Origin of the sequence: Paenibacillus canaveralius (genome assembly GCF_047238265.1) — a bacterium.
Classification (GTDB): domain Bacteria; phylum Bacillota; class Bacilli; order Paenibacillales; family NBRC-103111; genus Paenibacillus_F.
Genome location: NZ_JBDFMM010000001.1, coordinates 734,950 through 747,023 on the forward strand (window position 1 = coordinate 734,950; position 12,074 = coordinate 747,023).

Here is a 12,074-nt window from a genome sequence, read left to right on the forward strand (position 1 = left end):
TCCTTTCTGTCCTCAGTTTAATGCAGCCCGATCGTCCCCGTCAAAAATTTAGAAAGAGTGACTTGACGTGAAAAGCATTTCATACTTTACGCTTAATCCGGAAGCCTTCCCGTCTCCGTCCGGCGTAACCTCCGGGGCGTTACGGACGAGGCGGAAGGGCTTACGATCAAGAACTTGTTACCTCGGCACATTCTAACGAATTTATACCGGAAGGGGTACAGAGAGATGGAGAGAGCTATCGTATTTTTTGATATCGACGGAACATTGCTGGATGAAAATAAAGAGATTCCCGCATCCACCCGCAAAGCCGTCAAAATGCTGCAGGAACGGGGCGTATATACGGCCATAGCGACCGGCCGCGTACCGTCCATGTTCAAGGACGTGAGAGAAGAGCTCGGCATTTCGTCCTACGTATCCATTAACGGACAATATGTCCTTTTCGAAGGCCGGGAAATTTATACGAATCCGATGGATCCCGCTAAGCTTGAGGAGCTGGTCCGGGCGGCTGACGAGCAGGGCCATCCCTTGGCGTACTGCGGCCACCCCGAGACACGCGTAAGCAGTTCACATCCGCATGTGAAGGAAAGCTACGATAATCTGAAGCTTCCTTGTCCGGAAGCCGATCCGGAGTTTTACAAACATTCTGCGGTATTTCAGGGACATTTATTCTGCGACGCCGAGGCCGAGAAATTATATGCGGAGCGATATCCCCATTTTCAGTTCATCCGCTGGCACGAGCATGCTCTTGACGTTCTGCCTGCCGGAAGCTCCAAGGCGATCGGCATTCAGGAAATGCTCCAAGCCGTCGGAATTCCCAACGAGAATTGTTACGCCTTCGGTGACGGGCTGAATGATATTCAGATGCTCACCAGCGTGGGAACGGGAATCGCGATGGGCAACGCGGCGCCGGAAGCGAAAGCCGCGGCCGATTTGGTCACGGACTCGTGTTCCGAAGACGGTATTCTGAAGGGACTTGTCCGGGTAGGGCTCCTTCCCGAGGAGGCTCTTGAGGATTTGGGTGAGCATGTCCGCTAAGTTCCGAACCGGGACAGGCCAAGCCAACTCCGGGAGGGTATTGCTATACTATTCTCCAACGTTAAAAAGCCTTCTTCCCAGACGTGCTATCGGCACGGAGGAAGAAGGCTTTTTTATGCAAAGCCCGGGCTTGCCGGCAGGCTGGGAGCCTAACGCACGGCTCTTAGCTTAAGGCAGGTAGGAACGCAGCACCGTCTGGCTGCCGCTGAGCGTGTAGCCGCCGAGCGTGGCCGGCAGCAGGAAGCAATCGCCCGGCTTCATCGCGAGAGAGCCGTCGGCCCATTCCAGCGAGCCGCTTCCTTCGCAGGCGATCAGCAGCGTGAAGCTTTCCGGCGTCGTGGACAGGTTCCAAGGGGCGGTAACTACGCCCTTTTCCACCACAAAATATGGCGAAGCGGCCAGCTCCAGCCATTCGTTTGGCGCGGCGTCCATCGTTTTCATGAAAGTGGCGCCGGCCTTCCCGAAGCCGATGACATTCAGTGAGTCTTCGATATGAAGCTCCCGCGGCTTGCCGTCGAGTCCGGGGCGGTTATAGTCGTACAGGCGGTAAGTCGTGTCCGAGTTTTGCTGGATTTCCGCCACCAGAACGCCGGAGCCCAGCGCATGGACCGTGCCCGAAGGAATATAGAAGCTGTCGCCCTTCTCGGCTTCCACGGACATCATAGTGTCCAGAATGCGGTCCTCTTGGACGGCGGCTTCGAATTCGGAGCGCGTGATTCCTTCCTTCAGGCCGTAGATGATCTTCGCTCCGGGTTTGGCGTCCAGCACGTACCACATCTCGGTTTTTCCGAGCTCGCCCTGCGCGAGGTTCTCGTAGTCATTGCCGGGATGAACCTGCACCGACAAGTCGTCGTTGCAGTCAAGCAGCTTGACGAGCAGAGGGAATCGACCGTTTCCGGCGGAAGCGCCTTTCGTGCCGAACCATTCGGCGCCCAGCTTTTCCCGGACTTCGTCCAGGCCGAGCCCTTTCAATTCTCCATTCGTAACGGTAGAGGTGCCGTTGGCATGATCCGCGATCATCCAGCCTTCGCCCACATGGCCTTCGGGAATCTCGTAGCCGAATTCCTCCAGGGCGCGGCCGCCCCATACACGGTGTTTAAAATCGGGTTGAAAATGAATCGGGTAAGGTTTCATTTCAGTACTCCTCTCGGTTTCTTTTTCTCTATACCAATCAGGTAAGGCGACCGTGCCGCACTGTTGATAAACCGATAGCAGAGCACGCTCCACTTCTCCTGGGGAAGCCCGGCGGCCCAGCTTTCGACCGCCTGCGCCTCGGAAGCGCCGCCATCGTGCCCCGGATACAGGGCGATGGTGAGGACGCCTCCTTCGCGCAGAAGAAGGAGCGCGGCTTCCAGCGCGGGCAGCGTGGAAGCCGGCACGGTAATAACCCCGGGATCTGCGCCGGGCAGATACCCGAGGTTGAACATGACGGCGGCCGTCCGTCCCGTACAGTCGTCCGGGACGGCGGCCGCCATTTCGGCGTGGCTGCGCAGCAGGAGCGAGACCTGCTGCGCGCCGCCGGCATCGGCAAGCTCGCGTTCCAGCCGCGTACGGGCGGTTTCCAGCGCCTGAGGCTGGATGTCGAAGCCGTACACACGGCCGCGGCCGCCGACGAGCCTGGCGAGGAAGAGGGTGTCTACCCCGTTGCCTACGGTGGCGTCAATCACCGTATCGCCTGGGCGGACACGTTCCTCGATCCATTTATGCGCGCAGCTCAGTATGGAGAGAAATCCCATGGCGGCCTCCGCTTAAACCTGTCCGGCGGGGGTTGCGGGCGTCCACAGCTTTCCCTGCCAAGTATCCCGGCGCTTCAGCTCGGCGTCAATTGCATTCAGCACTTCCCATTTCTTCAGGCTCCACATGGGCCCGATCAGCAGGTCGCGCGGCGCGTCGCCGGTCAGCCGGTGCACGGTCATTTCCGGGGGGAGTAATTCGAGCGTATCGACGATGAGCTTGATGTACTCATCCTGTTCCAGAAAGCGCAGCAGACCCGCTTCGTACTGTTTCACCATCGGCGTTTTGCGCATCAGGTGGAGCAGATGGATTTTGATGCCCTGTACGTCCATGGCGGCGACGGCTTTTCCGGTCTCGATCATCATCTCATCCGTTTCCTGCGGCAGTCCGTAAATAATATGCGCGCACGTCCGGATGTTGTGTTTTCTCAGCTTCGCGACAGCTTCCGTGTAGCACTGCGTATCATGGGCCCGGTTAATGAGAGCAGACGTGCTTTCGTGAATAGTCTGAAGGCCCATTTCGACCCAAAGGTAGGTGCGCTCATTGAGTTCGGCCAAATACTCCACGACATCGTCGGGCAGACAGTCCGGCCGCGTGGCGATAGAGAGCCCTACAACGCCGGGCTGCTGAAGAATGACTTCATAATACTCCCGCAGTTCATCAACGGGCGCGTAAGTGTTGGTATAGGCTTGAAAATAGCCGATGTACTTGGCGTCCGGCCATTTCTGGTGCTGACGGTCCCGGATCGTGTTAAACTGCGTCACCAGGTCGTCGCGGCGTCTTCCGGCAAAGTCGCCTGATCCTCTGGCGCTGCAGAACGTGCAGCCTCCGGTAGCGATTTTGCCGTCCCTGTTCGGGCAGGTGAAACCCGCGTCCAGCATGACCTTGAATACCTTCTCGCCGAACTGGCGGCGCATTTCGTAATTCCATGTATGAAACCGTTTATCTCCCCACAGGAGAGGCTCGGTTGTAATTGCGTTCATGAGGTTTAGTACTCCTTTTTCAAATCTGACTTTTCCTATTGTAGCCCAAAACAAAAGGGAATGCACCCCTTCCTCTGCCAGTATGTACCCCGTTTAAAGCATCCCGGGCCGGACATCCTAAGGGAGCAATAAAACAACTGCTTTGAAAGGGGACTGTCCATGAAAAAGCTTCGCTATGCTACGCTTGCTGTTGCCCTGACTTCTATGCTTACGGTGGGTGCCGCGCACGCCCATACGACGGGTACAGGCTCGACGACAGGAACGACCAACACGACGGCAACGGGCACGACGACTCCGGGGACAACCATGAACGGTACCAACACGAACGGTACGATCGGCAACCAGCTTAACCAGGCTTACAACACCGGCCGCGGTGTAGTATCCGGTGCAGCCGGCGCCGTAACCGGCGGTGTGGGCGGAGCTGTCAGCGGTGCCGCCAACGGTGCGGCCAACGGCGTGAACGCCTACGGCACAGGCAACAATGGCAATACGGGTACCTACGGCACGACCGGCACGACAGGTACCAACGGCAACCGCATGATGGATCGTATGAGCACAACAGGGACCAACAACCGCGGTGCTTATGACACATCCACATACCGCACGTACGGAACGACCCGCAACGATATGGACTGGGGATGGCTCGGTCTTCTCGGCCTGGTCGGTCTGGCCGGTCTTGGCGGCCGCAACAAAAAGGAAAACGAAATCCGCAACCGTTAATGGAAGCAGAAGGGCATCTCTTCGGAGATGTCCTTTCCCTCTGTCTGCCGGCATCCCGGCAGTCCGATATGAGAGTTTTCATTCATTGACCGGGAGGTGAGAAGAGATGATGACTCTGAACCGCAGAGGAACCCTAGTGAAACAGGAAACGGCAGAAATCACGCTGAAGCTTACGCCGAAAGAAGCCATGATCCTGGCCGGAACCGCAAAGTTTGCTTACGACACCCGGGCCGCCTCCGAAGCGCGCCGCAAGGTACGCCGTGAACTGGAGGCGGTTATATTTGACCGCTGACGTTTCCGGCGGGACAGAATTAATTTTTAACATTTCCGACGCTTGCCGGATGCTTATTTTCCTTTGCATTTTCTTGGGGAATCGTCTATTATTTGAAGCATGTTTCCGTGAGCCCGCAGGGATTACCGAGGGGACCGGATAAGGATTAGGGGAGGTAAGCAATGCGTTTAAGAGGAAGAAAAGGCATCCGGGAAGCAATCGAGAAGCAGCGTGATCTCATTGTTCTGGAACCGGCTTTATATAAAGGAAAATGGGCGGAAGTGTTCGGGAACGGCAATCCGATTCATGTGGAACTCGGGATGGGCAAAGGCCAGTTCATCAGTGAAATGAGCCGGCGCAATCCCGGTATCAATTTCATCGGAGTGGACATGTACGATGAGCTGATCCGCAGAGCCAGCGAGAAAGTCCGGATCGCTCACGGCATTGACGAGTCCGCCGTGGATGTGTCGCTGGACAATATCCGGCTGGCGCTGTTCAACATCGAGCGGCTGGAAGAAGTGTTCGACGAGAACGAGCTGGAGCGGATTTATCTGAACTTCAGCGATCCGTGGCCCAAGAAGAAACATGCCAGACGCCGCCTGACCCATTCGGGCTTCGTTCATAAATACAAACACGCGCTTAACGAGCGCGGCGAAATTCATTTCAAAACCGATTCCAGATCCTTGTTCGAATTCTCTCTGAATTCTTTTGCGGACATGGACTTGAGAATGCGGAATATCTCCCTTGATCTGCACGGCGGCTTCGAGGAAGGATTCAATCCGGATCACGTGATGACGGAATACGAAACCAAGTTTGCCAAACAGGGAATGAACATCCACCGCGTAGAAGTGGTGCTCGGGTCCCGGGCACTCGCAGATCACGTGGAGCGCCTGAAAGAAGAACAGCAGTCCTAAACGGACTGCTGTTCTTCTTTGTGTATAAGCGTCATGATGACTTGAGAATAGTCCGTTTGGAACATATTGCGGCAGCTTTCCCGGATATCTTCCCGCATCCGCCGCATTTCGCCGCCTCGTTCCGATAATCCTTTGAACCATAAGCGGATCGTTTCTTCCGACAAAATGGATTCCCCGAAGCCGTTTTCCGTAAAAAAGAGCAGGTTTTCTTCTTCCTGTCCCGGTATAGGCTTGTGGAAAAGCATCGGAATGCCTTTGGCCAGCCCTTCCGTGCAGGTCATGCCGCCGGGTTTGGTCACAAGCAGATCCGAAACTTCCATCAGCTTGTCGACTTCGTTCGTAAAGCCGAGAAGTTTGACGTGAGGATGAAGGAAGCGCGGGTCTTCCTGACATTTCGCCAAAGCCTTCTGATTGCTGCCGAAGCAGAAAATAAGCTGCACCCGGTCGCGCCAGCGGAGCATTTCGTCAAGAACGGCGTCACCCCCGATGAGTCCCCAGCCGCCCCCCATGACAAGTACCGTCGGGATAGAAGCGAGCCCGAACCGGCGGCGGATTTCCGCCTTGTCGTGAGGCTGGCGGAAACCGGGATGCACCGGAATGCCGGTGATCTCGATCTTGCCGCTCTCGACTCCGCGGTGGAGCAGCTTGGTTTTGACTTTATCGGATGATACGAGATATTTGTTGACTTCCGGCGAAATCCAGGTGCCGTGAACGTCATAGTCCGTTATGACCGTGCATAAAGGCACAGACAGCCCGGCTCTCTTCAGTCGGGAAACGACGATGCTCGGGAACGGATGCGTACAGACGATGGCGTCGGGACGGAGCTGGGTGATGATCTGGGCGGTCTGGGCGTAAAAGATCCGGTGAAGCGCCATTTGTGTAAGTGGATTCAGCGATTTTTTGTATTGGAAGCGGTAAAGCTTTCCGTATAATTTCGGCTGGGAGTGGAGCGTTTTGCGATAGGCGGAAAAAATCCATCTGGCTAGCGTCGGGTGAAGGAAAGCGCCCAGTTCCAGAACGCGCGTCTGGATGCCTGGATACAGTTGCCGCATATTTTCGGAAAGGGCGTAAGCGGCCTGGGTATGTCCGGCACCGAAGCCTTCAGATAACAGCAGTACTCTTTTTTTGCGCAAGTCTTTTCACCTTTCCTTCTCATCCATTAATTTCCATATCCTTACCATACTCAATTTAAGGCCACAGCGCAACGGAGGCAGCAGCCGCTCCAGAGCCGATCACCGCTCCGGCCAGACAGTCGCTCGGATAATGAAGTCCGAGATACATGCGCGACAGGGCGATGAGCAGGGCAAGCGGAATAAGGACGAAACCGAGAGCGGGCATATGGGCCACGAACGGGACGATGACAGAGAAGATGGCGGTCGTATGGCCGGACGGAAAACTGTGGTCCTGCAGCGGATTTCGGCCGGTTCTCGTATTGGGCACAACCAGATACGGACGTCTGCGGGGATACAGTCTTTTGACGACGGCTACCGGAATGTGGCTGACCGCAAGGGCGGCGAGCGCCTGAATGCCGGCAATCTGCCAGATTCCTTTTCCGAACAGGGACAGAAGCAGCGTGATCGCAATAGTCGCCGTGGCTCCGCCGAGATGAGTAAGCGTACCGAGGATTCCGTCCAGTATAGTGTGCCGAAACCGCTGGTTGACGTAAAGAAACATGCGTGTTTCGTGCCGGTGCATCCAATGAACGACTTTGCTCATGATGATGCCTCCTTCCCTGATAGTTAACGTTAGCGGTAGTGTACCTGTTATTTCTTAACGAGAACGAGTGCTAATTCTTAAGAAAGGTTTAATTTTTCATGGAATTTATTCATTTCTTATTATGACGAGGAATTCCCCCGGGCACCTTCAGTATAAAAGTATTTTGTTAGCGCAGTATCAACGGAGGTGCTGCCGGATATTTACAAGTTATTAACCGGGTTATGATTTTTCAAAGCTTTCTCGTTAACAATCGCCCTATACAATCGAGATGAGAAACTCCTCCGGAGCGCAGTGTCCTGCGGCTTCCGGGGGAATTCATCCGAGCTGTGAAAACGGAGGGCTGTCTGATGAGAGTCGCGTTGTTTACGGATACGTTTCTTCCCGATGTGAACGGTGCCGCCAAAACGCTGGGGCGCTGGGTCCGTTACCTGGAATCGCGCGGGGCGGCGTGCCGCGTGTTTGCGCCCGAGTCCGGGGAAGGGGGCGTCCCGGGCATCCGGAGTGTGGAACGATTTTACAGTATTCCGTTCTCATTGTATCCGGATTGCAGAATGGCGATACCCAATCCCCTGCTGGTCCGCAGGATGCTCAAGGAATTCCGGCCGACCCTCATCCATCTGGCGACGCCGTTTAACCTGGGCCTGACCGGTCTCCATTACGGCAAAAAACACCGGATCCCCCTAGTCGCCTCCTACCACACGCATTTCGACCAGTATTTGGCGCATTACCGCCTCCAATGGATGGAGCCGATGCTCTGGAAATATCTGCTTTGGTTTCACCAAAACTGTGTAAAGATATATGTACCCTCTCCCTCAACCGGTAACTTACTTCATACAAAAGGGCTGACAGGTATCGAATTATGGGGGCGGGGCATCGATACGGTCCAGTTCCGCCCTCATACGGATAGGCGAAAAGTTTTGCACAAGCACAACCTTTTGCCCGGCAAATTCGTATTACTTTATGTAGGACGCCTCGCGCCCGAAAAAGGTTTGGATACGCTGGTCCGCGCCTTCGCGAATCTTCCGGAAGCTTTGCGCGCGCAGTGCGCGCTGATTCTTGCGGGAGACGGCCCCATGCGCGCGGAGCTGGAGAAGCGGCTGGCCCCGTACCCGGACGTCCGCTTTTGCGGCTTCGTGGAGGGCAAAGAGACTGGCGGAGCTTTACGCGGCAGCCGACGTATTCGTGTTCCCGTCCGCTTCGGAAACGTTCGGCAACGTGGTGCTTGAAGCAATGGCATCGGGAACGGCCGTCGTCGGAGTGAACGCGGGCGGAGTGGCCGATAACGTCAGGCATGGGTATACCGGCCTGCTTTGTCCGCCCGACGACGCGTCCGCCTTGTCCGCGGCGGTGCAACAACTATACGAAGCCCCCGAACTCCGTCGAAAACTGGCGTTCGAGGGCCGGTCGCACGCGCTTACCAGGAGTTGGGACTCAATTTTCGAAACACTCTACGAAAGTTATAGAGAGGCGGCGGGAGATGCAGGCGGGGGAGCCCGCAGGGCGGCAGGCATCGTGAAATAGCGCCCCGCCGGGACAGTCCGTCCAAGTTGTTTTGCTCCTGCGGCTCGATTATAATGGAGCAGACGGCCCGCACACCGGAAAATAAAAACAAAAACGGGTGCGCAAATTTGAGGTTTTATAGAGGCCAAAGTCACAAAAGAGTAGAAAACCGGGGGAAGAAGCCGCAATCGCACACGAGAACGAGCGCCGATTACTTTACTGGGGTCTTTTCGCGCTAAAATGTTCGAACCGACCAAATAGTCCATTAATAGGGTTTTGACAAAAGCATGGAAACCCGTCACAATCAAGAACGATTGTATTGGCTTCTACAAAAAAATGATTACATTGGCTTCAAGTGGAACAAAATGGGTTACATACAAAGCGATAAATATAAAAACAGACTTTGTTGTGAACATTAAAAGGGGGGTTTAAGATGCTGGATACAATTTTGCTGGTCTTGCAAATTGTATTGGTGTTATTCGGAGCTTATCAGTTGTTTCTAACATTCTTTGGCTGGAAGCGTCCGAAAAAGAAAACGCAGCATCCGCCGCAGAAATCATTCGCAGTTCTGGTAGCGGCGCATAACGAAGAAGAAGTAGTAGGGGCCTTGCTTGAGAACTTAAAGCAGCTGGATTATCCGAAAGAGCTGTACGATGTTTTCGTCATTTGCGACAACTGTACGGACAGCACGGCCGATATTGTCCGCAGCCACGGACTGTATGCGTGCGAGCGCAACAACCCGAATCTGCGCGGCAAAGGATACGCCATCGAATGGATGCTCAAAGAACTCTGGAATCGTCCGCGCCAGTATGACGCCGTCGTGATGTTCGACGCCGACAACCTCGTCGGCCACGATTACCTGCGTCACATGAACGACGACCTGTGCAGCGGCTCCAAAGTCATCCAGGCGTATCTGGACACCAAAAACCCGAACGATTCCTGGGTTACGGCTTCCTACGCCATTTCGTATTATTTCGCGAACCGCTTCTGGCAGGTTCCGCGTACGAATCTGGGCCTCGCCAACTATCTTGGCGGTACAGGCATGTGCTTTGAGTCGAACCTGCTGAAGCAGATCGGCTGGGGCGCGACGAGCCTCGTCGAAGACCTTGAGTTTTCGATGCGCTGCGTCAAGCTCGGCATCAAGCCGACGATGAACTATTACGCGAAAGTTTACGACGAGAAGCCGCTGACGTTCAGAGCGTCCGTCAAACAGCGCCTGCGCTGGATGCAGGGACACTTCGACGTCTGCCGCCGCTACCTGTTCCCGCTTCTGTGGCAGGGACTCAAGGAGCGCAGCTGGACCAAAATCGACGCCGCTTTCTATTCGGCTAACGTATATAACTATTTCTTCGGTTCCATCCTTAGCGTGGCGATCTGGATCAAAGCCATCGTACCGGGCGGAACGGACATGAACCTGTACGAATTGGCTCCGATCGTCAACGTACTGGCCATCTCGATTTATGTGATGCTGCCGATCTCGCTGTTTATCGAGAAGGCGTCCGGCAAAACGTACAAGTACCTTATCGCGTATCCGATCTTCATGCTGTCCTGGTGGCCGATTACCGTATACGCGTTCTTCACGCAGAACAACAAGCAGTGGAGCCATACGAAGCATACGCGTGTTATCCGCTTGGAAGAAGTGCAGAGCAAGCAGGTCAGCTGACTTTTACCGGAAAGTTCAATAGAATCGGGTTGACTTGTCTTCTCCGGTATGATAAAGTAGTACGAGTGATTGCATAACTGCATATTTTTGAAGAAGAGGCGCCCGCTTCTCACCTGACCGATTCCGTCGGCTGGTTACGATGAAATAACGTCAACGTTTGTTTTTGTGTAAACGAACCGTGGGGATGTGGGCTGTTAGCCTGCATCCCTTTTTTATATCCTTGCAACAAGCTTGGAAACAATGGTTGGAGGTGGAGAATATTAGTAAAGATCACATGGTTAACGATGAGATTCGCGCGAAAGAAGTCCGTTTGATCGGGCCCGACAGCGAACAGCTCGGCATTAAACCGATTCGTGAAGCGCTCCAAATGGCGGTTGACGCCAACTTGGATCTGGTGAACGTAGCGCCAACGGCCAAACCGCCGGTATGCCGCATCATGGACTATGGGAAATACCGTTACGAGATGCAGAAGAAAGAAAAAGAAGCCCGCAAGAACCAGAAAATCGTGGACATCAAAGAAATTCGCCTGAGCGCTACGATCGACGAACATGATTTCCAAACGAAGCTGCGCAATGCGGTTAAATTTTTGAATGACGGTGACAAAGTGAAGGCTTCCGTCCGTTTCCGCGGCCGTGAGATCGCTCACGCCGAGAACGGCAGAAAAGTCCTGTTGCGTCTTGCGACCGAAACCGAGGAGATCTCCAGCATGGAGCGCGCTCCTAAGCTTGAAGGCCGCAGCATGATCATGATCTTGACACCGAAAGCAACAACCTAAATTTCTGGGCGCGTCTTGCACGCGCCCTGCCTATGAATTTTATTTGAGGAGGACTTCCAGATGCCTAAGATGAAAACCCACAGCAGCTTGAAAGGCCGTTTTAAAATTACCGGTACCGGTAAAGTGAAAAGATACAAAGCTTACAGAAACCACCTGCTCAGCGGCAAATCCGGCCGTCAAAAGCGTGTACTCGCTACAAACCCGGTTATGGCTCCTGGCGACGTTAGACGCCTGAAGCAAGGTCTTGCACAAATTAAGTAATCACTTCGTTTTCATTACCCAAAATCGTTTAGGAGGTCATCATTATGGCAAGAGTCAAGGGCGGATTTACATCCCGTCGTCGTCATAAAAAAGTTCTGAAACTCGCAAAAGGTTATTTCGGTTCCAAACACCGTCTTTTTAAAACAGCTAATGAGCAGGTAATGAAATCCCTGCTTTACGCATACCGTGACCGTCGCACGAAAAAACGCGATTTCCGCAGACTGTGGATCGTGCGTATTAACGCGGCTGCACGCGTAAACGGCCTTAGCTACAGCAAACTGATGCATGGTCTGAAACTGGCCGGTATCGAAGTTAACCGTAAAATCCTGGCTGAACTGGCTGTCAACGATGCTAAAGGCTTCGCTGATCTGGCAACGGCTGCAAAACAAAAAGTGAACGCCTAAACCGGCGTTTTCCGAATCGTCATGTGTGATAACCGCGCATGGCGATTCTTTTTTTGTCAGAGCTTGTAAACCGGGCTTACAATTATTTTAAAGAAAAG

13 protein-coding genes and 1 pseudogene are annotated in these 12,074 nt (G+C 54.2%); 9 read left to right on the forward strand and 5 right to left on the reverse strand.

Annotated elements, in window-relative coordinates; genetic code table 11:
- The first annotated feature begins 225 nt into the window (after positions 1–225).
- A complete protein-coding gene (locus ABC395_RS03380; protein ID WP_413000699.1) occupies positions 226–1,035 on the forward strand; it encodes a Cof-type HAD-IIB family hydrolase in 810 nt (269 codons plus the stop codon).
- Between the two features lie 168 nt (positions 1,036–1,203).
- Here the strand turns inward: ABC395_RS03380 and ABC395_RS03385 are convergent, their stop codons facing one another.
- From ABC395_RS03385 to mnmL, 3 genes are read right to left on the reverse strand one after another with little or no spacing between them, the layout of a single operon-like run.
- Positions 1,204–2,169 carry a type I phosphomannose isomerase catalytic subunit gene (locus tag ABC395_RS03385; RefSeq protein WP_413000700.1) on the reverse strand — a complete coding sequence of 322 codons (966 nt, stop codon included), beginning with the start codon at positions 2,167–2,169 and terminating at the stop codon, positions 1,204–1,206.
- Positions 2,166–2,771 (reverse strand): tRNA 5-(aminomethyl)-2-thiouridylate-methyltransferase MnmM, encoded by a 606-nt coding sequence (mnmM, locus tag ABC395_RS03390; protein ID WP_413000702.1) that lies wholly within the window; start codon positions 2,769–2,771, stop codon positions 2,166–2,168. Before mnmM ends, ABC395_RS03385 begins: the two co-directional genes overlap by 4 nt.
- 12 nt (positions 2,772–2,783) lie before the next feature.
- Positions 2,784–3,752 carry a tRNA modification radical SAM protein MnmL/YtqA gene (gene mnmL, locus ABC395_RS03395; protein WP_413000704.1) on the reverse strand — a complete coding sequence of 323 codons (969 nt, stop codon included), beginning with the start codon at positions 3,750–3,752 and terminating at the stop codon, positions 2,784–2,786.
- Between the two features lie 159 nt (positions 3,753–3,911).
- Here mnmL and ABC395_RS03400 point away from each other — a divergent pair, with 159 nt between their 5' ends.
- The 3 genes from ABC395_RS03400 (at position 3,912) to trmB (ending at position 5,657) form a co-directional block, all read left to right on the forward strand.
- Positions 3,912–4,472, forward strand: a complete 561-nt coding sequence (locus ABC395_RS03400) for a WGxxGxxG family protein (protein ID WP_413000706.1) — start codon at positions 3,912–3,914, stop codon at positions 4,470–4,472.
- A gap of 106 nt (positions 4,473–4,578) precedes the next feature.
- A complete protein-coding gene (locus ABC395_RS03405; protein ID WP_413000708.1) occupies positions 4,579–4,764 on the forward strand; it encodes a hypothetical protein in 186 nt (61 codons plus the stop codon).
- Positions 4,765–4,925: 161 nt separating this feature from the next.
- Positions 4,926–5,657 carry a tRNA (guanosine(46)-N7)-methyltransferase TrmB gene (gene trmB, locus ABC395_RS03410; RefSeq protein WP_413000710.1) on the forward strand — a complete coding sequence of 244 codons (732 nt, stop codon included), beginning with the start codon at positions 4,926–4,928 and terminating at the stop codon, positions 5,655–5,657.
- Here the strand turns inward: trmB and ABC395_RS03415 are convergent.
- Together ABC395_RS03415 and ABC395_RS03420 are read right to left on the reverse strand one after the other, a co-directional pair.
- Complete coding sequence (locus ABC395_RS03415) at positions 5,654–6,790, reverse strand: MGDG synthase family glycosyltransferase (protein ID WP_413000712.1); 1,137 nt, start codon at positions 6,788–6,790, stop codon at positions 5,654–5,656. The two genes, trmB and ABC395_RS03415, sit on opposite strands and share 4 nt — an antisense overlap.
- A gap of 55 nt (positions 6,791–6,845) precedes the next feature.
- A complete protein-coding gene (locus ABC395_RS03420; protein WP_413000714.1) occupies positions 6,846–7,373 on the reverse strand; it encodes a phosphatase PAP2 family protein in 528 nt (175 codons plus the stop codon).
- Positions 7,374–7,720: 347 nt separating this feature from the next.
- On the opposite strand from ABC395_RS03420, the pseudogene ABC395_RS03425 reads away from it, so the two are divergent.
- The 5 genes and pseudogenes from ABC395_RS03425 to rplT all read left to right on the forward strand — a co-directional run bounded on the left by ABC395_RS03425 (position 7,721) and on the right by rplT (position 11,976).
- A pseudogene (locus ABC395_RS03425) lies at positions 7,721–8,894 on the forward strand (glycosyltransferase family 4 protein).
- Positions 8,895–9,306: 412 nt separating this feature from the next.
- Complete coding sequence (locus tag ABC395_RS03430; protein ID WP_413000715.1) at positions 9,307–10,536, forward strand: glycosyltransferase family 2 protein; 1,230 nt, start codon at positions 9,307–9,309, stop codon at positions 10,534–10,536.
- Between the two features lie 274 nt (positions 10,537–10,810).
- Entirely contained in the window at positions 10,811–11,311 is a 501-nt protein-coding gene (gene infC / locus ABC395_RS03435) for a translation initiation factor IF-3 (protein ID WP_103994364.1), read from the forward strand.
- A 60-nt stretch (positions 11,312–11,371) separates the two neighbouring features.
- Positions 11,372–11,572, forward strand: a complete 201-nt coding sequence (gene rpmI, locus ABC395_RS03440; RefSeq protein ID WP_009672104.1) for a 50S ribosomal protein L35 — start codon at positions 11,372–11,374, stop codon at positions 11,570–11,572.
- A 44-nt stretch (positions 11,573–11,616) separates the two neighbouring features.
- Complete coding sequence (gene rplT / locus ABC395_RS03445) at positions 11,617–11,976, forward strand: 50S ribosomal protein L20 (RefSeq protein ID WP_103994365.1); 360 nt, start codon at positions 11,617–11,619, stop codon at positions 11,974–11,976.
- The last annotated feature ends 98 nt before the right edge of the window (positions 11,977–12,074 follow it).